This is a genomic window from Litorilituus lipolyticus (assembly GCF_006439335.1).
Taxonomy (GTDB): Bacteria; Pseudomonadota; Gammaproteobacteria; order Enterobacterales; family Alteromonadaceae; genus Colwellia; species Colwellia lipolytica.
In genome coordinates this window covers 64,157-88,286 of sequence record NZ_SAWY01000001.1, presented here as the reverse complement: position 1 = coordinate 88,286, position 24,130 = coordinate 64,157, and the positions used below count along the sequence as shown (strand labels likewise).

Sequence of the window (24,130 nt, the reverse complement as noted above, 5' to 3'; positions counted from 1 at the left end):
TATGTCAACTATAAAGTTATTTGGATATTTAGTTTTCGGGTTAATCGTAACAACAACCTCTTTAGCGCAAGAAAAAAATAGAAGTAACAACAAAAAGACAGCGTTCAAATGCTATGTTGAGTACAGCGCCGGTCATGGCTATGACATTCGTTACGTAATTGGACAATTCTCCCGTAGCAAACAGGCAGAGCACTCATTAAGTAAATATAGAAATGTAGACAACACTAAAAGTATATATCGTATACATGAGTGTGTAGCTGAAGATCAAAAGTTTATTAGTGCAAAAGCTAATAGCCTAGATAAGGCACTTCCACGATAGGTGATTGATATTAATTAACTAATAAAAAAGACGCTTTACAGCGTCTTTTTTATTATCAGACGGTTAATGTCTGATGAATGTGGTGGGCGGGGGTCATCGTAATTGAGGTTTTAATTTGTTGATTTTGTTTGTTTTGTTTATTTTTGTGTTTAGTAGTACTACTTTTGGTACTACATGCGGGGGGGGGGGGGTAACCATGAACTGGCAGGCGGTTGATTTAGCAGCGCAATAATATCAAACTTGCTTTTAACAATATATTTTTGGAATATCTCGCCAGCTTGTTGTGTATCTTGGTGGCATGAAGTTTCGTTTCATCGCTCATTTTTCTGACTTCATTGAGCCAAGCGATAGCGCATCAGCATCATAACGGTGATAACACTATCTAAGCATTTCATTAATTCAGGTTTATTGATATCACCTGAAAACAAATCTGGTTGGTAACTATCTGTAAGTTCAACAGCACCAACACCACATCTATAAAACCTAACGTTTGGGGCGTAGATTTGCTTTGCTGCTTGCTCCACACAAGAGGCAATTTGAAGCGTATTATCACAAGCTAAGGTAAGTTGAAAGCATTGGAGATGCTATAGCCATTCATGATTAAGCATTATGCCCGCTGTTGTCTATTGCCTTAATATACTTTCAGACCTCTTTGGGGAATTTTGTAATTTCACATAATATTCATAGTTGAGCTTTAATCTATAGCCTTTCTAATGTTGTAGGCTACCATACTCCATGAATTAAATTTAACTAATGCTGTTGAAACTAACTTGTCTAATTCCTTCGCATCATACTTAGTGTAATAATAATCAACGTCCTTCTTTCCTTCTACTTCATTCTCTAAACAATGAGCAAGCATTCGAGTATCAACAACCCCTCCTTTTGTCCAATATTTCTTACAATAAGGGTAGGCTATTTTATAGTAAAATGACTTCTCGGAATAAGTTTTATGTATGTTCTTTAACTCTTCATAACCTTCCATTTGGGTGCGAAAACAATAGCTAGACATCCTATCATCTAGTACACCTCTTTTTGTCCACCGTTTAGCGCATATTGCACTGCATTACCTACAACATGATCAAGACAACGTTCTATAACGTCAGTTCTAAATAGTCCTTTGCCATGTTCGTCTATCGCATCATGAGCGAGTGTTGAGAAGCTAGAACGCCATCCATGTGCACAGTGACTATCTAACTTGAGTCTAATTTTATAAACCTTAGTTAAAGCCTCTACGGTTATATGGCCGCTTTTAGAGTTACTTGGAAATAAGTAATCACTTTGTTGCCAGCGTAATGAGTCACGCCATTGCATTAATAACTTGGTTGTTTCATCAGATAACGGCACATTGAAATGATCCCCATATTTATCAGCATCAGAAAGTTTTATACGACCTTTAACGCGAGGTATACGCCATAGTTGATTTGTAAGGTCGAATTCATCCCATTTTGCTTTAATGATTGTTTGAGATCGTAAAACTGTTTGAGCTTGCAGTAATGCAGCTACACGAATAGTTGGCGTTATGTTTATTGTGTTTATTCCAGCTATTATATTTTGTAGTAAAGGTAGTGACGTTACCGCAGGCAACTTCTTTGCTGCGTACTTAGTTACTGCACCAATTGATTTTCTTGGTGTTGGATTAACATCAATCTTATTTGCTATTACTGCATCTTCAAGGATCATATTAAGTAAGGAGCGTACTTTTTTATATGTCGCGGGTTTATCTGCTACGTTTTCTAAAACATTACCTATATGCTGGCGTGATATTCTATCAAGAGGCAATTCACCAATAACAGGTGAGATATGTATCTTAAATTTAGATGACATATCCGTATAATGTTTATCGCTCCACTGTGTAGCGGTAGATATTCTTTTTACCCACAATAAAAAATAGTCATTTAGCGTCAACGATTGTTTTTCAATACTTTGATTTTTAGCTATGTGTTTTTCTTTTGTAGGGTCAATGCCTTGTTTTACGAGGGCTTTGGCTGTTTCTGCATCATCAAGAGCTTTGTTTAAGGCTTTGGTTAATGTGACATCGGTTCTAGCGGTAAGTTTATCTAAGGTTAAAGTGCGTTCTTTATTTTTACCCGCTTCTTTAATTCTGTAGCGTAGCTGAAATACAGCACTAGACTTACTTATATTTAATCTTATACCATCGCCAACGCTAAGCTTAATGGGCTTTTCAAGCGTTTTAGCTTGTTGCTTTGCTTCCCTTATAGCTTCGATAGTAATAGCCATATTAATTCCTTAAATGTTTTTACCCACACAAAACAAACGTCATTTGTGATTTTACCCACACGTTTACCCGCAGTAGAGTTGGTCTATTATTGTACATCGTTGTTAAGGTTTGTATAGGGGGATTAGTATAAAAGTGTTGTTTATCAGTGGCTGCACTTAACTTTAGGTATAAAAAAAGACGCCGTTGTGGCGTCTTGTTTTAAGTGTGTGGTGGAGCGGGGGGGAGTTGAACCCCCGTCCAAAAAACCTACATCCTCGGTCCTACATGCTTAGTCGATCATTTATTTAGCCAATTAGACGCCAATCGACAGGCTTCGTCATGGTGAGCTTGATACTATTTCGCGGTTCAGCCTCAAGCGTGCTTCCCTCGCTAGTCTACTTAGGGTGACCATCAATCCTCGAGACAATAGACGAGTCTATAAGGTGATGGCTAGCATTAAGCTGCTAGTGCGAACGTTTCGTCGTTTGCAATTATAGTTTTGCGGCTTTTTACCAGGCCAACCGCCCCTGGGCATGCACCTTGGGTTTCGTGAATCTTGTCGAATCCTGAATCCGCCCCGATTACTCTTTACCCTTGGAGTTAAGCAGAGACATGTTTTTACGCACAACCTCTAATAAGAATTTTAACTGTTATACCTCAGTACATCAAGCTGTAAATGTACTATAGTCATTGTGCATAGAGAGTTAGCAGTATTTTTAATCAGTATTATTTTATTATGTCAGATGAAAATATCGTCATTATGATATGAAGGCCTTATTGCCCAGTAATTCCTTCTCGAGAAATTAACCAAAATGTTACACCTAGAGCCAAAACAACTGCTGCGATGGCAAAAATATAGTCAGAGCTAATTTTTTCTAAATCCATCACGATCACTTTTCGTGCAATTGCCATTAGTGCGGTAGCGATAACAAGCTTTACAGGTATTTCGTTTGTTCCCAAATATAGGCGAATGTTTATAAATATTTCAATGGCGATAAGTACAACCATGAATGCACCAAACGCTTGAAAAATATCATTTACGTCCAACATGAACATAGGAGGTGTCATTAATTTTAAGTAGATCACATAGAAAACATCTACCACTCCCCAAAGAATTACTGCGACCATTAAAATGGCGAGTATTTTAACAGAACCTCTGATAACTGAGTGTAAATGGCGAATAAGTGGGATAGGATGAGCCCATGAAAGCTCTTCGTGATGTACCCCATGTGCCTGTTTATTGTCCATTATGATAACCTTGTTGATTATTACTTTTAAAAGGTGAGTGAATCTATAGCTAATCGACTTAATCGTTTGTTATTTAGAGCAAACATGACCGATAATGTAGCTATATTACATTTATTTAGCAAAAGATAGAATAGTGCGTTTGTTAGTGTATTGAACGCCTCATGCTTGCTAGAAACAAATGGTAAAGCAATTGTTAAATAGCTCTGGGGTAATGTTTAAAGCTTTCTACTGATTAATAAGTAAATGATAAAGAAAATATTATTTCATCATGCAAAGATGTGAAGATTAGAGACGCTATATAAAATGAGATGAGAAACTATCATGAAGCGTAGAGAGTGATTTATATACTAAGTTTGAGGTGCACTTAGTTAGGTAAATAATTGCTAAGCAAGTATAGAAATTCGATAAACATTGGCCTAAAAAAATAGGCCTAAGTACGCTAACTTATTGCTTATGCTTCATCATACGACCTTGCTCTACTTTCCATTCTCTGTCTTTAATGTCAGCGCGCTTATCGTGATCTTTTTTACCTTTGCCTAAATGAAATTCGAGTTTAACCCAGCACTGTTTCCAGTACATCGCGGTAGCAATTAACGAGTAGCCGTTACGTTCTACAGCTCCAACAAGTTTGTCTAACTCACGTCTATTTAAGAGCAGTTTTCTTGGTCTTGTAGGTTCGCAAATAACATGACTTGAAGCAGCTGTTAATGGCTGTATTTCAGCACCGACTAGATAAGCTTCTCTGTCTTTAAGATGAACATAGCAGTCAGAAATATTAACTTTACCACTACGAATACTCTTAATTTCCCAACCCTGTAAACTCATACCTGCTTCAAACTTGTCAGACAGCGTATAATTATGTCTCGCTTTTTTATTTAAAGCGATAGTATTACTGTTGGATTTTTTAGATTTTTTCTTTGCCATGTTCTTCTTTACCATGTGATTCGGCGATGATTATACTCACAAATATTAGTTTTTACATGAAATTTATTATTTCTTAGAAAAATATATTCACTAATGTGCTTTTTCCATCATTTTGTTATCATAGCGCAGTTCATTTTCAAGGGGGTTAAATGCCAACCATAAGTCGTAGTGCGTTAGTAATGCACAGTGTTGATCAAATGTTTGATTTGATAAATGATATCACTTTATATCCAGAATTTTTACCTGATTGTAATGACAGCAAAATTATCGCTCAAGACTCTGATACGGTTACCGCAGCACTTTTGGTCTCAAAGGGGGGCCTAAGTAAATGGTTCACTACTAAAAATACGCTTATATCAAATGAAAGAATACATTTGGCTTTGGTTGATGGTCCGTTTAAAAAACTTGAAGGTTATTGGTCATTCATTCCTTTATCTGAGGATTCATGCAAAGTGAGCTTAGAGTTGGAGTATGAGTTTTCGAATAAAGTGGTTTCTTTTGCTTTTGGTAAGGTTTTTAGTCACTTCAGTAATAGCTTGGTGAAAGTCTTTACTCAAAGAGCAAAACAAGTATACGGAGTAAGTAGCACATGATGGATGCTAGCCAAAATGATAGTGGAACTCTAGAATTGATCCATGTTGAAGTAGTTTATGGTCTGCCGCATAAGCAAAAATTATTATCATTACCTGTACCCCTTGGAACAACTGTAGAACAGGCTATTCAAGAGTCTGGTATGTTAGTTTTATTCAGTGAAATTGATTTAAAGGTTAATAAAGTCGGCATCTGGAATAGGGCCGTTAAGTTGTCTGAACAGTTAAGTGATCTAGACCGTATTGAAATTTATCGCCCGCTCATTGCTGATCCGAAAGAGGTGCGCAAAAGGCGCGCAGAAAAAGCTAAAGAGGAAGGACGAGCAGATAAAACTACGGGTGGCCGTGTTAATCCCTTACGAGCAGAAGTAAAAACTTAGTAGTTAAATTATATTGGTTCACTAGCTTAAAAGGATAAAAAAAAACGGCTAATGAGCCGTTTTTTTGTTATTTAATCGTATCTATTGTTTAAATTGTGACTTTCTTTTTTCTGTTTCAGACACTTCATTAAAAGGCGTATAGAAGTTTTCAGGCAGTTCAAAATCACCACTAGCATCAACTAGCTTGTCTTCTTTAAAAGTTAATATAAAGGCTTTTTTAGTATTATATTTTTTACTTCGACCAGATTTAAATTTATAAACATAATGCCAAGCATCTTTGTTAAAGGCATCAGCTACAACGGGACTACCAAGAATAAATTTCACTTGCTCTTTAGTCATACCAACTTGTAGTTTATCGATACTTTTTTGCTCAAGGTAATTGCCTTGAGGTATATCAATACGGTAAACCCAGCTTGAACAGGCTGAAAGTGATAAGGCGATGGTTAGAGCGGCAACACGAAACAACATTAAATTTATTTATCCTAAAAAGTGTGAGCTGGCATAATAACTAAGCTGGTCAATAGTTACAAAATTATTTTTACTTAAATTGAAAATAATACACAAGTAACCTGCTATTTGCCTTCGATATATGACAGAAACAGCTATTAACAAATGCTTAGTCATTAATTAACTGGCTAAAAGTTCTTCAGCGTTTGCTAAGCTGTGCTGTGATATTTTATCACCAGCAAGTAAACGAGCAATTTCTTTGATGCGTTTTTTCTCATTAAGTTCCGTAACTTGGGTTTCAGTATGCTCGCCATCTGTTAATTTACTGACGAATAATTGTTGGTGCCCTTTACACGCAACCTGAGGTAAGTGAGTTACACATATCACTTGAGTGTTTTTAGCCAATTGCTGTAATTTGCTGCCGACCATTGCGGCTGTTGGGCCACTTATACCTACATCTACCTCATCAAAGATTAATGTTGGGGTGATCACACTATCAGCAAGAATGACTTGCATAGCTAAACTGATCCTTGATAACTCTCCGCCTGAGGCTACTTTATGCATGGCTTCTAAAGCTTGGCCAGGGTTTATACTTACTTGAAAGCTAATTGTATCGATGCCTTTGCTATGCATCGCATAGTTATCTTTACTCGCTTGGCTTACGTCAATATAGAACTGACCATTTGGCATATTTAGTTCTTGCATACTGGTTGTTATTGCCGCACTTAGGCTGTTTGCCGCTTCTTGGCGTGAAATTGAAAGAGCTTTAGCTGCGTCTTGATAGTGCTGCTTCGTTGTATCTATGTCATTGATGATAACATCAAGCCTTGATTCATCACTAGATATTGCGGCGAGTTCTTGTATTAATGATTGATGAAAGGTGACTAAACTCTCGGGTGAAACTTGATGTTTTTTTGCCAGTTGAAGGGCTGTTGAATATCTTTCTTCAATTAAAGAAAAGTGCTGAGGATCTAATTCTAACTGTTGGTAATATTGCTTAAGATCACTATTCGCTTCATCAAGTTGAATTAATGATTCACTTAACAGACTAGCAACGTTTTGTAGTTCAGAATCAACGCGAGACAGTTCACCGATGTTTTCAGTACACTGCCTTAGTGAATCAATAATATTAAAGTTATTATTTTCTGAAAGTAGTTGTAGCGAAGTTAACGTTGAATCAAGTAAGTCTTGAGCATTACTATGGCGTTTATAGTCTGTTTCTAAGGTAATAAATTCATCTTGTTGTAATGAGAATTCATTTAATTCATCGACTTGGTATTGTATAAGCTGCTTTTTTGCTTCGTTTTCTTGTTTTGTTTTTTGTAATTGGTCTAGCTCTTTGGTTAACTTTTTCCATTGTTGATAATAGTGCTTAACATCATCGAGTAAGGTTTGATGCTTGGCATAGTCATCTAATAACCGACACTGCTCATTTGCTTTCACAATTAATTGATGATCATGTTGACCATGAATATTAATCAGTAACTGACCAATTTCTTTTAATTGTGCCAGTGGTACTTGGCTACCGTTTATATAGGACTTCGAGCGACCTTCTGCTGAAATTACACGCCTTAAAATACACTCATATAATGTTTCTTCGTCATCTAAACTCAGATCGTTTTTTATGAGCCAATGCTGAGCAGCTTTATTGCTATTTATATCAAATGTTGCTGCCAGCTCTGCTTTTTTGCAATTTGGGCGAACTACATTTGTTGTAGCACGTTCACCTAGACATAAGCCTAAAGCATCTATTGCAATAGATTTACCTGCACCTGTTTCGCCGGTAATGGTTGTCATACCTGATTGCCAGTCAATATCTAAAGAGCGGACAATAGCGAAGTTTTGTATGTTGAGTTGCAATAACATAAGTAAACCTATTTAAAGTTACAATACATGAATAAAAAACCAGTAACTGTTAATTTATACAGTTACTGGTTTTTATGCAAGCAATTTGCTCAAAAAATATTGCTATGAACTATAATTTTTTGTTTATAAAGGTTTTTATTTTATGTCTTAATAAAGCTTATTACCCCAACTCAATTTGTTGCGCAACACATTAAAATAGTCATGATTAAGTGGGTGAATTAGCCTTATGGTGTAAGGGCTCTTTTTAATGATAACTTCATCGCCAGGCATTACCGCGAGAATCACATGACCGTCACAGCTGACTTGTAGGTTTTCATGGTTATCATTGGCGAGTACTAATTTAATTTCACTGTCACCATCAACTACTATTGGTCTGCTGGTTAAGGTATGTGGGAACATTGGTACCAATGATAGAGCATTTAAATTAGGTGTTAAAATAGGTCCCCCTGCAGACATTGAGTAGGCTGTTGATCCTGTTGGGGTTGAAATAATTAATCCGTCTGATCGCTGACTAAACATGAATGAACCATCAATGTATACTTCAAACTCTATCATGCTGGCTACTTTTCCTGCATGAAGTACTGCTTCATTTACTGCACTATTAGAACTTTTCATTCTTCCATGTCTATAAACTTCTGCTTCTACAATAAAGCGCTGCTCTGATCGAGAGTTACCAGCTAAAATTTCAGCTAAAGGCTCGATGAGTTCTTGTGGAGATAAGTCGGTTAAAAAACCTAAGTTGCCTCTATTTACTCCAATCACACCAATATCATAACAAGCTAATACGCGAGCAGCGCCGAGCATATAACCATCGCCACCGACAACAATGGCTAAATCAGCTATTTCTCCGATTTGAGTTAACGTACCTGTGTTCATTGAGTCATCAGACATGGAACTTGCGACCGCTTGCTCTACAATAACGTCATATTTATTTTCTAATAAATAAGTATGTAAAGTTTCTATTGTGGCACTGGCGCCTTCATGATTTGGTTTACCAATTAGGCCGATTGTTTTGTAGTGTTGAGCCATAATGTTTTTGCTCTTAGTGAGTTAATACCTTGCTATAATTGCAGTTTCGCTGGAATTGGCTTTATTGTAAAGTTCACTTTTTATAAAATTTTTAAATTGGTACTTGAATCAATTAAGCTAGCCCCCATAATGTCAGCAAGAAAGTTTTATTTTGGAGTTTTTCATGACAAACGAGTCAACAGATAATAAAGGTGCAGAAGCCGCCGAACTAACGCCTGAGCAGTTAGCGGAAGAGATTGTTCAACAGGCTGAAGAGCAGGTAGAAGAACAGCATGAGCATGCTCATGAAGTGATCAGTGAAGAGCAAGAGAAAATTAATGAGCTGGAACTTGCCTTAGCCGCAGCTAAAGCAACAGTTGCTGATCAAAAGGATTCTGTTATTCGTGCTAAAGCTGAAGTTGACAATGTTCGTCGTCGTTCAGCACAAGATGTTGAAAAAGCGCGCAAGTTTGCATTAGAAAAATTTGCAGGTGAAATGCTGACAACGGTTGATAACTTAGAACGTGCATTACAAAGCATTGATAAAGATGATGAAAGTAATAAAGCGGTTATCGAAGGAATTGAATTAACATTGCAAGGCTTGATTTCTTCATTAGAGAAGTTTGCAATTAAAGCAATTGATCCACAAGATCAACCTTTTAACCCTGATCAGCATCAAGCGATGACTATGCAGGAAGTTCCTGATGTTGCTCCTAATACTGTTATTGCGGTAATGCAAAAAGGCTATGAATTAAATGGCCGTTTAATTCGTCCTGCTATGGTTATGGTATCAAAGGCGCCTAGCGTAGATACAAGTGCTTAACACAAGATAATTTCTGACTACAAAGCAAAGGATAATACCTTTGCTTTTTTTATGCCTGAATTTCAGGCTTATTATTTTCTATTTATAAATTAATTAAATTAAAAATTTTGAAAGTTATTCTGAGTTCTAAGGTCTCTTTTAAAACCTTTAATTATTTTAGTGCTATCTATAATGCAGGCTGTAAAGCAACTTTTTATTATTACCTTTCTTTGGTGCGTTAGCACTTCATCCTTTGCTATTGATAAAGCAAAGCCCTGGCAGTTGAAAACACAATCAGGTGAATCGATAAGTTTGGCTCAATTTCATGGTAAACCCGTTATTCTTCACTTTTGGGCTACTTGGTGTCCTTATTGTAAAAAATTACAGCCAACACTGGTTGAGTTGCAAAAGAAGTATCAAGATGCAGGTGTAGTTATCGTGTCTATTAGCTTTCGTGAAGATGAAGGCGCGAAACCTCAAGATGCAATATATCAACGTGGCTTTAGTTTTATTACTGCTGTGAATGGCGAGCAAGTTGCTAAAGAATACGAAGTTCGTGGCACTCCTACAACATTTTTCCTAAATCGTTCACACGATATTATTTTTAAAAGTACAAGTTCAAACACCGAGGATCCTCGTTTAGAGCTTGCGATGAAAGAAATAACTAAACAATAAATTGTAACCTTTCACTATTTCAACTTTTTTGTACTTCCTTCCGTTTCCAGGTTTCGTAACTAGCCCGTTTTTATTGCGACGCCGGAAGGAGTACTTTTTCTCCTGCAATTTGTGAGTTTTCTTTAAGAATGCTTAATTGCTCAATAAATTTTTTACGCTATTTATCAATAAAAAAGAAAGTTTTTTTAATTTTTCTATTGAAAAGCATTTTGCTGACCCCACTTACTATTTCAACAACAGATTTTACTTATATTTAAATGAATAGGAGCTCCAAAGATGGGCAAAATTATCGGTATTGACCTAGGAACAACTAACTCATGTGTTGCTGTTTTAGACGGCGACAGTGTACGTGTTATTGAAAATGCAGAAGGCGATCGTACTACGCCATCAATCATTGGTTACACAGCTGAAGGCGAAACGTTAGTTGGTCAACCTGCTAAACGCCAAGCAGTAACTAATCCACAAAATACGTTATTTGCAATTAAACGTTTAATCGGCCGTCGTTTTGAAGACAAAGAAGTACAGCGTGATATTGAAATTATGCCATTTGGTATCAAAAAAGCTGATAACGGCGATGCGTGGGTAGAAGCTAAAGGCGAAAAAGTTGCGCCACCACAAGTTTCTGCTGAAGTATTGAAAAAAATGAAGAAAACTGCTGAAGATTTCTTAGGTGAAACAATTTCTGAAGCGGTAATCACGGTACCTGCTTACTTTAACGATTCACAACGTCAAGCTACTAAAGATGCTGGTCGTATTGCTGGTCTTGATGTAAAGCGTATTATCAATGAGCCTACTGCAGCAGCACTTGCTTACGGTATGGATAAGCAACAAGGTGACAAAGTTGTTGCGGTATATGACTTAGGTGGTGGTACTTTTGATATTTCAATCATTGAAATTGATGAAGTTGAAGGTGAGCACACATTTGAAGTATTAGCGACTAATGGTGATACGCACTTAGGTGGTGAAGACTTTGATAACCGTTTAATCAATTACCTAGTAGATGAATTCAAGAAAGATCAAGGCATGGACTTAACTGCTGATCCTCTTGCGATGCAACGTTTAAAAGAAGCAGCGGAAAAAGCAAAATGTGAGCTTTCTTCAGCTCAACAAACAGATGTAAATTTACCTTACATCACTGCTGATGCATCAGGTCCTAAGCACATGAACGTTAAAGTAACACGTGCTAAGTTAGAATCTTTAGTGGAAGACATGGTTAAAGCGACTTTAGAGCCTTTAAAAACAGCGCTTAAAGATGCAGATTTATCGGTAAGTGACGTTGATGACGTTATCTTAGTTGGTGGTCAAACACGTATGCCATTAGTGCAAAAAGCAGTAACTGATTTCTTTGGTAAAGAGCCACGTAAAGATGTTAACCCTGATGAAGCGGTAGCCTCAGGTGCAGCAGTTCAAGCTGGTGTACTTTCAGGTGATGTTACAGACGTATTATTATTAGATGTTACGCCATTATCTCTAGGTATTGAGACAATGGGCGGTGTAATGACTAAAGTTATCGATAAGAACACAACGATACCTACTAAGCAGTCTCAAACATTCTCAACAGCTGAAGATAACCAATCTGCAGTAACAGTTCATGTTGTACAAGGTGAGCGTAAACAAGCTTCGGCAAATAAATCTTTAGGTCAATTTAACCTAGAAGGTATTGATGCAGCACCACGTGGTACACCACAAATTGAAGTAACATTTGATATCGATGCTGACGGTATTTTGCATGTAACTGCTAAAGATAAGAACACAGGTAAAGAGCAGAAGATTACCATTAAAGCGTCTTCAGGTTTATCTGATGATGAAGTAGAGCAAATGGTACGTGATGCTGAAGCTAACGCTGATGAAGATGCAAAATTTGAAGAGTTAATTCAAGCGCGTAACCAAGCTGACGGCATTGTGCATGCTACTCGTAAGCAAGTTGAAGAAGCTGGTGACGAGTTACCAAGCGAAGACAAAGAGAAAATTGATGCTGCGATCGCTGAACTTGAAGAAGCGATTAAAGGCGACGACAAGGAAGCGATTGAAGCTAAGCAACAAGCATTAATGGAAGCATCAGCTAAGTTGATGGAAATTGCTCAAGCTAAAGCACAAGCTCAAGGCGCACCAGAAGGTGCAGCGCCAGAAGGTGATGCTGGTGCAGCCCCTGCTGATGATGTGGTTGATGCAGAGTTTGAAGAGGTAAAAGACGATAAGTAATTATTTGTCTACTGAATAACTTAATAGCATCGTTGGAAGTACTCACGTAGTATACTACGCTCCGTGCTTCCGCCTTGCTCTTAAGTAAGTCAGCGACAACTAACTTACTTTTATTGTTAGTTGTTCTTAGAAAGCGTCGGTTACGGCGCTTTTTGTATGTTAAAAAGTAGTATTTAATTATTAATTTGGTTTTGATTTTCTTAGTTTTTTGACTTTGTAGTACCTAGCAAAGCATTAAAAGAAATTAAGCAAATTAGTATCAATCAACATGAAGTAAAGAATAAATTTATGTCAAAACGTGATTATTATGAAGTGCTGGGCGTATCTAAAGATGCCTCAGAGCGCGATATCAAAAAAGCTTATAAAAAGTTGGCGATGAAGTATCACCCTGATAGAACTAAAGGTGATAAATCTAAAGAAGAGACTTTTAAAGAAGTTAAAGAAGCTTATGAAGTGCTTAATAATGATCAAAAACGTGCTGCGTATGATCAATATGGCCACGCGGCGTTTGAGCAAGGTGGTCATGGTGGTTTTGGTGGCGGCTTCGGTGGTGGTCAAGGTGATTTTGGTGACGCCTTCGGTGATATTTTCGGTGATATTTTTGGTGGCGGCAGAGGTCGTGGCGGTCAGTCGCGTGCAAGAAGAGGCTCTGATCTTCGTTATAATGTAGAGCTTAGCCTTGAAGATGCGGTTAAAGGTAAGAGCCTAGAAATTAAGGTACCAACTTATGTGGCGTGTGAACCCTGTGATGGTTCAGGTGCTAAAAAAGGTACCAGTGCTAAAACTTGTTCAACTTGTCATGGTCATGGTCAAGTGCAAATGCGTCAAGGCTTATTCGCAGTTCAACAAACATGTCCAACTTGTAGTGGCAAAGGTAAAGTTATTACAGATCCTTGTACTTCATGTCGTGGTCAAGGTCGCGTTGAAAAAACTAAAACCTTATCTGTTAAAATTCCAGCAGGTGTTGATACGGGTGACAGAATTCGCTTATCTGGTGAAGGTGAAGCGGGCGAGAGCGGTGCACCAGCAGGCGATCTATATGTGCAAGTAAATGTTAAAGATCACCCTGTATTTGTGCGTGATGAAAACCATTTATACTGTGAAGTTCCTATTAGCTTTACCACTGCTGCATTAGGTGGAGAAATTGAAGTACCTACGCTAGCTGGCAAAGTGAAGCTTAAAGTGCCAAAAGAAACGCAAACGGGTAAGATGTTCCGTTTACGTGGTAAAGGCGTAAAATCGGTACGTAGTTCATCAACCGGTGACTTAATGTGTAAGGTTGTTATTGAAACGCCGGTTAATTTATCTGGCGATCAAGCTGAGTTATTAAGAAATCTTGAAGAAAAAATGGGTAAAAGTAGTAAAAAGCATAGCCCAAAAGAGAAAGGTTTCTTTGATGATGTGAAAAAGTTTTTTGATGATCTTAAGTCTTAGTCGAACAAATATTTACTAATTTTAGTCATAAAAAAATATCTGAAAATCCTGCCTCGGTGGGATTTTTTTTTGTTATTTAAATTATACTAAATCTCATTAACCGTTTTCAAAGAGTCGAGAATTCACTTATGAAATTGATATTTTTTGTTTTTTTACTCGTTATTCAAAGTTGTTTTGTTTTCGCTAAAGAAAAAGCGTTAAGGCCTTTAGACCCAAGTTATATGGGCGTACATGGTATGGTATTAGTTAGTCATAGCTCAACGATTTATGCTTCACATTTGCCCTTGTACCACAAGCCACATGATGTTCAGTTAATTTACAAGCTAGATTCAAAAGATCTTGCGCTATTGCAAACGGTAAGAGATGGCAAGCTTACCACGATTAAGCCAAAGCCATTTAACTTAGATCAGCTGATTCGTGGTGATAAAATGATCATTACTGCTGATGTATATGCAGGTCATTTTGAACGAGGTGGTATGCTTGTTTATGAAAATATGCCACTCAACTTTACTAAGCAGTTATATGTAAGACAATTGAATGACATTGAAGAATCAAATAATAAACAAACGTACGATGTTGTTGAGTTAAGTAAAAACTACAAAATGTTTGTACACCGTATCCAGCAAGCGCCCAGTTATGATCAGCTAATACACATTGATGTTGAAGCGGGATGTTTAACGCGTTTTTCTACTTCTTCATCAGTGCCAACCGAGCCAGAAACACATTTCAAATTCATCAATTGTGGCAGCATGACACCATTATATTTTGAAACCAAGGACTTCGAAAAGCATTAACTAGTAACACCTGATGTAGTGGAATTAATCATCACCAAAATTAGGTAATATTCCACTTCGACTGTGTTCAAAAACAAGTGAGGTTTCAACAGTGGTAACTTCATCACGCGAGGTAATATTTTTAAAAACGAATTGACGTAAGTGCTCGCTGTCTTTCACTGACATGTGAATGTAGTAGTCGTAGCTACCACCCATATGGTAAAGGTTAAGAATTTCTGGGTATTTCAACAAGTCGTCACGAAACTTATTAACAATTTGCTCTGAATAAGGTTGTAAGCGAATTGCTGCAATTGCTTCAATATTGCCACCAATTGTTTTTAAGTTTACATCAATGAATGCACCTTTAATGACGCCACTTTGCTTGAGTCGCTTTACTCGCTCTAAACATGTTGAAGGAGCAATACCTATCTTGGCAGCTAACTCTTTGTTGGTTATATCAGCATCGTTATATAAAATGGTTAATACTTTCAAATCGATACTGTCTAGTTTTTTCATTTTTTGGCCTAACTTTCTTACAACTATTTAAATGTAGATACTACACTTAAATAGTCTGCAACCGTTAGCAAAACGATTGCTTTTTTGAACTTATTTCGCTTTTTTAGGTTATTACCGAATTTTTATCAAAATTTAAATTAACTTTATTGAGCCAACTCAGTAATATTACATATCATTACAGTGATTATATTTGCTAGTGCTGGGTAGTTTGACATATTATGACTAGGCTTATTTTCAAATAGAACAATTAAAAAAGGTACGCTATGACTTTGCTTTGGATACCCCTGTTATCCTTACTTGGTAGTATTATTTCTTCAATGTCAGGTAAATTGACACGAAATCAGTCAACGAGATTAACCTTGTTGATGCCGATAATTGCTTTAATAATGACGATTAGCCTAGCACCTACGGTTTTCTCTGGTGAAGTTCTTCGTGAAACTTTCACTTGGATCCCGTTACTAGGTATAGATATTGCCTTTCGTTTAGATGGGTTAGCGTTGTTATTTGTATTTATGATACTAGTGATTGGTATATTGGTTATTTTTTACGCCCGTTTTTATGTCAGTAGTAAAGACTCTTTGCCAAAGCTCTTCACCTATTTAATGCTATTCATGACAGCGATGCTCGGCATTGTAATGTCCAATAATGTTATCCAACTATGGTTTTTTTGGGAACTTACCAGCATTAGTTCATTTTTGTTAATTAGTTATTGGTGGCATAAATCAGAAGCACGAGAAGGCGCTATAATGGCATTAGCTGTCACTGGTGCAGGCGGCCTGGCATTACTAGCAGGTTTACTTTTATTAGGTAACATTGTTGGTAGTTATAGCTTAGATGTTATTTTAGCTAGCAAAGAACTCATTCAAAATCATTCGTGGTATGAAGTCACTTTAGTATTTATCCTGTTAGGTGCTTTCACTAAATCAGCTCAATTTCCATTTCACTTTTGGTTACCACATGCAATGGCAGCACCAACTCCTGTGAGTGCTTATCTACATTCTGCGACCATGGTGAAGGCAGGGGTTTTTCTATTAGCGCGCTTTTATCCTGTATTAGCTGGTACAGATACTTGGTTTATTCTTGTAAGTTTTACTGGGCTTACTACCTTATTATTTGCGGCTTATGTCGCATTATTTAAGCATGATTTAAAAGGTTTGTTGGCTTATTCAACGATAAGTCATTTGGGTTTAATCACAATGTTATTTGGGTTAAATAGCGAACTCGCCGCAGTTGCAGCTATCTTTCATATTATTAATCATGCAACTTTTAAAGCTTCACTATTTATGGCAACAGGGATTATTGACCATGAAACCGGCACACGAGACATGCGAAAAATTAATGGTATGTGGCGATATATGCCTTATACCGCTACGCTCGCTATGGTTGCCGCTGCCGCAATGGCAGGTGTTCCGTTATTAAATGGCTTTTTATCTAAAGAGATGTTTTTTGCTGAGACCTTACATCAGCAATTATTGGGCTCTATGTCTTGGCTTATCCCTGTACTTGCCACCGTGGCAGGTGCATTTGCGGTTGCTTACTCTGCTCGATTTATTCATGACGTTTTCTTTAATGGTGAACCGGTCAATTTACCAAAGCAGCCAAAAGAAGCACCGCGCTCGATGCGCCTTCCAATTGAAATACTGGTCGCTTTGTGCCTAGTGGTTGGTATTATTCCAAACTTTGTTGTAGATGATATTTTATCGGCTGCATCTCAAGCTACAATTGGCGGTCAGGTTCCTGAGTATGAAGTTGCTTTATGGCACGGCTTTAATTTACCGTTATTGATGAGTGGTATTGCTGTTTGTGGTGGTTTATTGCTTTATAGTCAACGTCGATTTCTTTTTCAGTTTCAGGCCTCTTTACCTTCTTTAAATGCTAAAAAGCTCTTTGATAAAGTTGTTTTAGCAATTACCACTTGGTGCCAAGTCAAAGTTGAACGTATTGAAAATGGCTCATTACAACGCTATTTAACCCTTATGTTTGTGGTTGTTTTGGTTTTTGCTGGTTGGCCTTTATTCGAAATGAGTCAATTAGGTGGTCAGAAAGAGTTAACTCCTATTGATGTGTTTAATGCCATGGGGGCTGCGTTGTTAATCATTGGTGCTATTAGTACAGTCATTTGGTATAGCAATCGAGTAGTTTCTTTGATTATGCTTTCTGTTGTTGGCTTAATGGCCTCTATTGCTTTTACGCGTTTTTCAGCGCCAGATCTTGCTTTAACTCAGCTCACTGTTGAGGTTGTTACTATTATTCTACTGATGTTGGCATTGTTCTTCTTGCCACAACATTCGCCTAGAGAATCGAGTTCTGCGCGTATTTTACGTGATTTAGGCATTTCAGGGGCGTTAGGTATTGTAGTGGCCAGTATTTGTTATGCCTTAGTCACTCGACCACTTGATTCAATATCTGAATTTTTCTTAGCCAATGCGAAAACAGGTGGTGGTGGTACGAATGTTGTTAATGTCATTTTGGTGGATTTTCGAGGCTTTGATACTTTAGGTGAGATTTGTGTCTTGGGTATTGCTGCGTTAGGTATTTATAAATTACTAATTAATTTGCCGTTGCTTATGCCTAAGAGTGACAGTAAAGGTCGTCCGTGGGCCAAAGAACGCTATCCGATTTTACTAGCAAGTATTTCCCAATCATTACTGCCATTGGCTTTATTGGTTTCATTTTATATTTTCTTGCGTGGCCATAATCTACCAGGAGGTGGTTTTATTGCAGGATTAGTGACTGCTGTTGCTTTTATTTTGCAGTATATTGCTCATGGCTCTAATTGGATTGCACAACGTTTAACAATAAATTATCGAAAGATAATCGCTACTGGCGTTGCAATAGCACTCTTTACTGGTGTGGGTAGTTGGTTCTTTGGTAAGCCTTTTATGAAGACATGGTTCGACTATTTTAATATTCCACTAATAGGTGAAATTGAACTAGCCAGTGCACTGATATTTGATTTAGGTGTTTATATTACGGTTGTTGGTTCTACCTTGATGATTTTGGCAAGCTTAGGTCGATTAACAACAAATGAACCTAAAGAAGAGGTAAGTATTTAATGGAGTTACTCTACGCTTCCTGCATAGGGGTTTTAGTTTTTTGTGGTGTATTTTTAATTTTACGCGCTAGAACCTTTCCCGTTGTTTTAGGGTTAACGATGTTCTCCTATGCAGTTAATTTATTTCTTTTCTCTGCAGGACGGTTAAGTCTGAATAAAGCAGCTGTACTTGGCTACAGTAGTGATTATGCTGATCCACTTCCACAAGCACTTGTATTAACAGCTATTGTTATTGGTTTTGCCATGACAGCTTTCGTGGTTATTTTAGCTATTCGAGGGCGAGCCGACTTAGGTACTGATCATGTAGATGGTTACGAAGTTGAAAAACAGTTGAAAGTAAAAAAAACAAGAAAAGCTAAAAAAGCTAAAAAGGTTAAGTCATGAGTCAGCATTTAATTTTTTTACCTATTCTTTTACCCATGTTCGCGGGTGTTATTTTATTAATGTCGCCGTTTGGAAAAACGAAAACTAATAGGCGGTTTACTTCATTATGTCTAAGTGTATTAACATTTATTGCTTCATTGGTCTTATTATTTACCGTTAAAGCTGACGGGACACAAATTTATGCCATTGGTGATTGGAGTGCTCCTTTTGGCATTGTCTTAGTTGCTGATCCATTGTCAACGATTCTTGTTTGTTTAACGACACTACTTGGTGCTGTTTGTGTACTGTATGCAAGTAGCTCAGATGATGAAAAGGGCAGCTTTTTTCATCCGTTAGTGCACTTTTTAATTTTAGGGGTCAATGGTGCATTTCTTACAGGGGATGCGTTTAATCTTTTCGTATTTTTTGAAGTATTACTGATTGCCTCATATTCTTTGCTTATGCATGGAGGCTATAAGCGTAGTACCCGTGCTGCTTTGCACTATGTGATTATGAATTTGGTTGGGTCAGCTGTATTTCTTATTGCCCTAGGTATTTTATATGGCGTTTTAGGTACACTAAATATGGCAGACATGGCGCAAAAAGTGTCGCTGCTGCAAGGTGATGATATTTACTTGGCAAAAATAGGCGGTTTGTTATTGCTTGTTGTTTTTGCACTAAAAGGCGCCTTATTACCTCTACACTTATGGCTTCCAAACACCTATGCCAGTGCAATGCCTGTTGTCGCTGCATTATTTGCAATTATGACAAAAGTTGGTGTTTATTCTATGATGCGCTTTTACACATTAATATTCGGCGAGCAGGCGGGCGAATTAAGTCATATTGCGCAAAACTGGTTGTGGTGGTTAGCACTGGTCACTATTGTGATGGGGGCTATAGGTGTTATTGCCAGTAAAGACTTAAGTAAGTTGATTGCTAATTTAGTCATTGTTTCGGTAGGTTCGTTGGTTGCCCTAATTTCGGTGCAAACTATTGGCTCGAGTGCAGCTGCTATTTATTACTTGGTTCATTCGACATTAGTTACTGCAGCACTATTTCTTATTGTTGATTTAGTTGGGCGTCAGCGAGAATCAGTGTTTGATCGTATTGAGGCAGGTCCCCCTGTACTACAACCTAAATTGCTTGGTTTATGCTTTATAGTTGCTGCAATTAGCGTTATAGGTATGCCACCATTATCTGGTTTTATTGCTAAAGTTTGGCTGTTGAAAGAAACCGTTAATGCTGATCATAGTATCGTTTTTTGGTCTATTTATTTGGTGGCAAGTCTCGCTGTTTTAGTTGCTGTAACCAAAGCGGGGAGTACAATATTTTGGCACCATCTTGATGTACAAATAAAACCAGAAAAGCAAAAGATGGTGCAACCCGGACAATTAATCGCTCTGATTATTCTTCTTGCTGGTGCTCCTTTAATGAGTATTTTTGCAGGCTCGTTAAGTGAGTTTTCGCTTGATGCCGCAACTAAACTGCATGATTTTAACAGCAATATTGACGTTGTTCTAACTGGAGGCCTGAAATGAGCTCAGATTCTTCCTTAAAGTGGCTGCCTTCGCCATTTCTAAGTCTTTTACTTTTTGTAGTTTGGCTGCTATTAAACAATAGTTTATCAGCAGGGCACATTTTGTTAGCTGTTGTGTTAGCAATCGTTATTCCTTTGGCTATTAGTCCGTTTAGAACCAAGCAACCGCTTATCGCTAAACCAGGCTTAGCATTTCGACACTTAATGTTAGTACTTTATGACATCATCACGGCCAATGTTCAGGTCGCTTTTTTGATTCTAGGGCCAACCAAAAGACTAACGCCTGGATTTGTAAAGGTGCCGTTAGACTTAACCCATAGTACTCCTATTACTATTCTAGCAAGTACGGTGTCATTAACTCCAGGAACGGTCAGTGCAGAAGTATACCCTTGGGAGGAGTCATTAAGTGAAGGTGAAGCACCTAAGCAGCAATATTTATTAATACATGTGCTCAATCTTGAAGATGAAACTAAATTAATAACGACCATTAAAGAGCGTTACGAAGCGCCGCTGAAGGAGATATTTCAATGCTAGAAACGGTTATATTAGTTGTTTTTGCAATGATAGGGGTGTCGTTATTACTGAATTTATGGCGATTATTAGTCGGGCCATCAGTACCTGATAGAATACTTGCCTTGGATACAATGTATATTAACAGCATTGCTTTAATTGTTTTATATGGCATGAGTTTGGGCACGTCATTGTATTTTGAGGCGGCGCTTCTTATAGCGATGCTTGGTTTTGTTAGTACTGTAGCAATATGTAAGTATCTGCTACGTGGCGATATTATAGAATAGGAATAGGAATTATGGTTGAGTGGATTGTTTCTGTTTTATTATTAATTGGTGGTGCCTTTGTATTGGTTGGCTCGATTGGTTTGGTTAAAATGCCAGACTTTTTTATGCGTTTACATGGACCAACAAAAGCAACTACTTTAGGTATGGCTTGTTTATTAACCGCGTCAATGGTCTTTTTTAGTCATACTCAGGCAGGTTTGAGTATGAAAGAAATACTCATTTCACTTTTTTTATTATTAACAGCACCTATCAGTGCTTATATGATGATTAAATCGGCTATTCATCATAAAGTTAATAGTATAAAACGAACCCAAGGCATAGATAACATTGAAGATGATGTGTAATGCTTTAGTGGTGTTCAATGCTTTCACTAACCTGTTTGTAAAGTGAGTAAAGCCAAGCAACAAGAGTGAGATTAAGTTCAGTTTGTATCGTATTTTACTATCAGTTTAATAAAATTAACCCGAGAAGAAACTAAAAGAGTTATGTATCGGACACAGTTTTTCGATAGAATACTCTGCATAATTTTAAGTTAACTCAAATTACATGAGTTTTGTTTGTCACTTATTTCTAATAACGCATTGCTACCGTTGCCTTGCTTTAAATAATCATGCAGTACAATTATCAGGATTTAATCCAACTTTTTAATAACACCTTTACAAAAGAGTATAAAACAAAACTTGTGAAAGGTGGTGATGAACCTATCTATATTCCAGCTAATAATGATTGTTCTTTTCATCAAGTTATTTTTGCTCATGGGTATTATGCCAGCGCACTTCATGAAATTGCACATTGGTGTCAAGCGGGTGAGGCACGAAGACAGCTTGAAGATTATGGCTATTGGTATGTGCCTGATGGCAGAGATGAACAACAACAGAAAACCTTTGAACAAGTAGAAGTGTATCCCCAAGCACTTGAATGGGCATTTAATGCTTCGGCGCAAAAAGTGTTTAATATCTCATCTGATAACCTTAACGGCTTTCAGGGAGATAGGCATCAGTTTAAAGAAAAAGTCTTTCAACAAGTTTTGTATTTTCTAGAGCATGGTTTTCCAAAAAGAGCTGCACAATTTATTACTGTGCTCGCTGAGTTTTATGGAACGCCATTGCCGTTAATAAAAGCTCAGTTTGAAGAGAAACAAACACAAATAAAGGAGCTTAGCAGTGAGCCATTTTAAATTAGGTTTTATCATCAACCCTATTGCTGGTATCGGCGGCAGTGTCGCTTTAAAAGGTAGTGATGGTATGGCTATGCATGCACTTGCTTTGGGTGCGAAACCTAAAGCTAATGAAAGAGCTAAGCAGGCATTAGAAGTACTTGAGCCTTATATGGATAAACTAACAGTTTATACCGTTAATGATCAGATGGGGCAGGATTGCGCTAAGTCATTAGGTTTTTGCACTGAATTAGTTTATGAAGTGAAAACTGAGCAAACCGCAGCCGATGATACTGAATATGCAGTTAAAGCCTTACTTGAAAAGCAAGTTGATATTATTTTGTTTGCTGGCGGTGATGGTACAGCTAGAAATATTGCCAATATTGTTTCAGATAATGATAAAGGTTTAAATCAAGTACCGGTATTAGGTATTCCAGCGGGCTGTAAAATTCATTCAGGTGTCTATGCTATTACGCCTAAAGCTGCTGGCCGTGTTGTTGAAATGATGATAAATAAAGAGTTAGTTAGCTTGGCTGAAGGCGATGTCATGGATATTGACGAAAGCTTATTTCGTCAAGGCGTGGTAAAGGCAAAGCGTTATGGTGAGATGCAAATTCCAAGTGAACTTCGTTATGTTCAAGCGGTTAAATCAGGTGGAAAAGAAAGTGACGAGTTAGTGTTGCAAGATATTTCTGCCAACATTATTGAAGAAATGGCTGATGAAGAGGAAACCTTGTTTATTATTGGCTCAGGTTCAACAACCGCGTTTTTAATGGCTGAGCTTGATTTAGCAAATACCCTATTGGGCGTTGACCTTGTTTATCAACATGAACTTCAAGCGAGTGATGTAACAGAAGCTGAACTATGGCAAGCAATTAAAGAGCATGATGGCCCATGTAAATTGGTTATTACCCTTATAGGTGGGCAAGGTCATATTTTTGGGCGCGGTAATCAGCAGCTTAGTCCTAGGGTGATTAGGGCGGTATTGGCACAAGAAAGTGGTAGAGATAATATTGCTATAATCGCAACCAAAACTAAGTTAAGTGCACTAAATAATCGTGCTTTGGTAAGCGATACTGGTGATAGTGAACTCGATCAAGAGTTATCTGGCTATATGGCAATCACTACAGGTTATAAAGATCAGGTACTTTACCCTGTAGCAAGCCCAGCCTAATACATTAATATTAATAAATCGAATACTAAGGAACCCCATGGATAACCCAGTAAAGATTGCTACAGTGGAAAGCCTTTATCATTACCTTGATAGCTTATTTGACCAAGAGGTTGATGATGATACGTTATTTGCTAGTGGTTACATTCGAGGTTTTATTTCATTGGCAGCAAGTCAGTTTGGTGATGAGCAGCAGTCAATTAGTGAAGAGTTAGTTAACGCAATTGCGAAAGAACTACATGAAGCAAAAAAAGAGCTCTCTCCACAAGATAGTGTTATTGTTCAAAACTTTTGGCAGCAATTACAAAGTAAATTTAATGATTAACTCGTTAATTTTGCTTCTGATATACCAAAAAATGCCGCAATTAAGCGGCATTTTTTATGGCATGCCATAGGGATTTTGCTTTGCAATAGGCTTCGTCTTCTTTGTTCGTTCAGCCGAGCTTAGGTTAGTTAACCTGAACTCGGTTTAAGAGGTAAGTTAACTATTCAAATACAAAGGATTATATTTTATTCTCTTTCTAGCTTGATAGTTTTGCTTAATTCAAGGCAAATTTCGCGTCAATAGCTAGTCTATTGCAAGTAAATTAAACGAAGAAGTCAGTAAAAATAGCTGCTAGATAATTATTTATTAAGCCGAGCTTAGGTT

Annotated in this window: 27 protein-coding genes and 1 other RNA gene; 17 read left to right on the top strand and 11 right to left on the bottom strand. The window is 37.4% G+C overall.

The window, feature by feature from the left end; all coding sequences use genetic code 11:
- Position 1 precedes the first annotated feature (1 nt).
- Positions 2-319 (top strand): hypothetical protein, encoded by a 318-nt coding sequence (locus tag EPA86_RS00445; protein WP_140600784.1) that lies wholly within the window; start codon positions 2-4, stop codon positions 317-319.
- A 246-nt stretch (positions 320-565) separates the two neighbouring features.
- Here the strand turns inward: EPA86_RS00445 and EPA86_RS18505 are convergent, their stop codons facing one another.
- The 7 genes from EPA86_RS18505 to smpB all read right to left on the bottom strand — a co-directional run bounded on the left by EPA86_RS18505 (position 566) and on the right by smpB (position 4,709).
- Complete coding sequence (locus tag EPA86_RS18505; protein WP_140601061.1) at positions 566-634, bottom strand: DUF4113 domain-containing protein; 69 nt, start codon at positions 632-634, stop codon at positions 566-568.
- A 17-nt stretch (positions 635-651) separates the two neighbouring features.
- The gene (locus tag EPA86_RS00435) at positions 652-843 is read right to left on the bottom strand and encodes a hypothetical protein (RefSeq protein ID WP_140600782.1); all 192 of its coding nucleotides are present in this window, start codon (positions 841-843) and stop codon (positions 652-654) included.
- 170 nt (positions 844-1,013) lie between these two features.
- Positions 1,014-1,328, bottom strand: coding sequence for a hypothetical protein (locus EPA86_RS00430; RefSeq protein WP_140600780.1), 315 nt, complete (start codon positions 1,326-1,328; stop codon positions 1,014-1,016).
- A gap of 8 nt (positions 1,329-1,336) precedes the next feature.
- Positions 1,337-2,557 carry a tyrosine-type recombinase/integrase gene (locus EPA86_RS00425; protein ID WP_140600778.1) on the bottom strand — a complete coding sequence of 407 codons (1,221 nt, stop codon included), beginning with the start codon at positions 2,555-2,557 and terminating at the stop codon, positions 1,337-1,339.
- Positions 2,558-2,765: 208 nt separating this feature from the next.
- Positions 2,766-3,116: a transfer-messenger RNA gene (gene ssrA, locus EPA86_RS00420) on the bottom strand.
- A 195-nt stretch (positions 3,117-3,311) separates the two neighbouring features.
- The gene (locus EPA86_RS00415; RefSeq protein ID WP_140600777.1) at positions 3,312-3,785 is read right to left on the bottom strand and encodes a phosphate-starvation-inducible PsiE family protein; all 474 of its coding nucleotides are present in this window, start codon (positions 3,783-3,785) and stop codon (positions 3,312-3,314) included.
- A 444-nt stretch (positions 3,786-4,229) separates the two neighbouring features.
- The gene (gene smpB / locus EPA86_RS00410) at positions 4,230-4,709 is read right to left on the bottom strand and encodes an SsrA-binding protein SmpB (RefSeq protein WP_140600775.1); all 480 of its coding nucleotides are present in this window, start codon (positions 4,707-4,709) and stop codon (positions 4,230-4,232) included.
- A 149-nt stretch (positions 4,710-4,858) separates the two neighbouring features.
- On the opposite strand from smpB, the gene EPA86_RS00405 reads away from it, so the two are divergent.
- Positions 4,859-5,302, top strand: a complete 444-nt coding sequence (locus EPA86_RS00405; protein WP_140600773.1) for a type II toxin-antitoxin system RatA family toxin — start codon at positions 4,859-4,861, stop codon at positions 5,300-5,302.
- Entirely contained in the window at positions 5,299-5,679 is a 381-nt protein-coding gene (locus EPA86_RS00400) for an RnfH family protein (protein ID WP_246058179.1), read from the top strand. Before EPA86_RS00405 ends, EPA86_RS00400 begins: the two co-directional genes overlap by 4 nt.
- Before the next feature lie 81 nt (positions 5,680-5,760).
- Here EPA86_RS00400 and EPA86_RS00395 read toward each other — a convergent pair whose 3' ends face one another.
- The 3 genes from EPA86_RS00395 to nadK all read right to left on the bottom strand — a co-directional run bounded on the left by EPA86_RS00395 (position 5,761) and on the right by nadK (position 9,021).
- Positions 5,761-6,147, bottom strand: a complete 387-nt coding sequence (locus tag EPA86_RS00395) for an outer membrane protein assembly factor BamE (protein WP_140600771.1) — start codon at positions 6,145-6,147, stop codon at positions 5,761-5,763.
- 159 nt (positions 6,148-6,306) lie between these two features.
- The gene (recN, locus tag EPA86_RS00390) at positions 6,307-7,992 is read right to left on the bottom strand and encodes a DNA repair protein RecN (protein ID WP_140600769.1); all 1,686 of its coding nucleotides are present in this window, start codon (positions 7,990-7,992) and stop codon (positions 6,307-6,309) included.
- A 147-nt stretch (positions 7,993-8,139) separates the two neighbouring features.
- On the bottom strand, positions 8,140-9,021 hold the full coding sequence (gene nadK / locus EPA86_RS00385) for an NAD(+) kinase (RefSeq protein WP_140600767.1): 882 nt from the start codon (positions 9,019-9,021) through the stop codon (positions 8,140-8,142).
- A 163-nt stretch (positions 9,022-9,184) separates the two neighbouring features.
- On the opposite strand from nadK, the gene grpE reads away from it, so the two are divergent.
- The 5 genes from grpE (at position 9,185) to EPA86_RS00360 (ending at position 14,907) form a co-directional block, all read left to right on the top strand.
- The gene (grpE, locus tag EPA86_RS00380; RefSeq protein ID WP_140600765.1) at positions 9,185-9,823 is read left to right on the top strand and encodes a nucleotide exchange factor GrpE; all 639 of its coding nucleotides are present in this window, start codon (positions 9,185-9,187) and stop codon (positions 9,821-9,823) included.
- Between the two features lie 171 nt (positions 9,824-9,994).
- Positions 9,995-10,477, top strand: a complete 483-nt coding sequence (locus EPA86_RS00375; protein WP_140600763.1) for a TlpA disulfide reductase family protein — start codon at positions 9,995-9,997, stop codon at positions 10,475-10,477.
- Between the two features lie 276 nt (positions 10,478-10,753).
- The gene (gene dnaK / locus EPA86_RS00370) at positions 10,754-12,679 is read left to right on the top strand and encodes a molecular chaperone DnaK (protein WP_140600761.1); all 1,926 of its coding nucleotides are present in this window, start codon (positions 10,754-10,756) and stop codon (positions 12,677-12,679) included.
- Positions 12,680-12,967: 288 nt separating this feature from the next.
- Entirely contained in the window at positions 12,968-14,113 is a 1,146-nt protein-coding gene (dnaJ, locus tag EPA86_RS00365; RefSeq protein WP_140600759.1) for a molecular chaperone DnaJ, read from the top strand.
- A 128-nt stretch (positions 14,114-14,241) separates the two neighbouring features.
- On the top strand, positions 14,242-14,907 hold the full coding sequence (locus EPA86_RS00360; RefSeq protein ID WP_140600757.1) for a hypothetical protein: 666 nt from the start codon (positions 14,242-14,244) through the stop codon (positions 14,905-14,907).
- A gap of 24 nt (positions 14,908-14,931) precedes the next feature.
- Here the strand turns inward: EPA86_RS00360 and EPA86_RS00355 are convergent, their stop codons facing one another.
- A complete protein-coding gene (locus tag EPA86_RS00355; RefSeq protein WP_140600755.1) occupies positions 14,932-15,402 on the bottom strand; it encodes an Lrp/AsnC family transcriptional regulator in 471 nt (156 codons plus the stop codon).
- A gap of 263 nt (positions 15,403-15,665) precedes the next feature.
- On the opposite strand from EPA86_RS00355, the gene EPA86_RS00350 reads away from it, so the two are divergent.
- The 9 genes from EPA86_RS00350 to EPA86_RS00310 all read left to right on the top strand — a co-directional run bounded on the left by EPA86_RS00350 (position 15,666) and on the right by EPA86_RS00310 (position 23,806).
- Entirely contained in the window at positions 15,666-18,458 is a 2,793-nt protein-coding gene (locus EPA86_RS00350; protein ID WP_140600753.1) for a monovalent cation/H+ antiporter subunit A, read from the top strand.
- A complete protein-coding gene (locus EPA86_RS00345; protein ID WP_140600751.1) occupies positions 18,458-18,841 on the top strand; it encodes a Na+/H+ antiporter subunit C in 384 nt (127 codons plus the stop codon). The genes EPA86_RS00350 and EPA86_RS00345 overlap by 1 nt, the downstream gene beginning before the upstream one ends.
- The gene (locus EPA86_RS00340; protein WP_140600749.1) at positions 18,838-20,358 is read left to right on the top strand and encodes a monovalent cation/H+ antiporter subunit D; all 1,521 of its coding nucleotides are present in this window, start codon (positions 18,838-18,840) and stop codon (positions 20,356-20,358) included. Before EPA86_RS00345 ends, EPA86_RS00340 begins: the two co-directional genes overlap by 4 nt.
- Positions 20,355-20,891, top strand: a complete 537-nt coding sequence (locus EPA86_RS00335) for a Na+/H+ antiporter subunit E (RefSeq protein WP_140600748.1) — start codon at positions 20,355-20,357, stop codon at positions 20,889-20,891. Before EPA86_RS00340 ends, EPA86_RS00335 begins: the two co-directional genes overlap by 4 nt.
- Entirely contained in the window at positions 20,885-21,154 is a 270-nt protein-coding gene (locus EPA86_RS00330; protein ID WP_140600747.1) for a K+/H+ antiporter subunit F, read from the top strand. Before EPA86_RS00335 ends, EPA86_RS00330 begins: the two co-directional genes overlap by 7 nt.
- An 11-nt stretch (positions 21,155-21,165) precedes the next feature.
- Entirely contained in the window at positions 21,166-21,498 is a 333-nt protein-coding gene (locus tag EPA86_RS00325; RefSeq protein WP_140600746.1) for a Na+/H+ antiporter subunit G, read from the top strand.
- A 266-nt stretch (positions 21,499-21,764) separates the two neighbouring features.
- Entirely contained in the window at positions 21,765-22,331 is a 567-nt protein-coding gene (locus EPA86_RS00320; protein WP_140600745.1) for an elongation factor P hydroxylase, read from the top strand.
- Complete coding sequence (locus tag EPA86_RS00315; RefSeq protein WP_140600744.1) at positions 22,318-23,484, top strand: ATP-NAD kinase family protein; 1,167 nt, start codon at positions 22,318-22,320, stop codon at positions 23,482-23,484. The genes EPA86_RS00320 and EPA86_RS00315 overlap by 14 nt, the downstream gene beginning before the upstream one ends.
- Before the next feature lie 37 nt (positions 23,485-23,521).
- Positions 23,522-23,806 carry a YfcL family protein gene (locus tag EPA86_RS00310; RefSeq protein ID WP_140600743.1) on the top strand — a complete coding sequence of 95 codons (285 nt, stop codon included), beginning with the start codon at positions 23,522-23,524 and terminating at the stop codon, positions 23,804-23,806.
- The last annotated feature ends 324 nt before the right edge of the window (positions 23,807-24,130 follow it).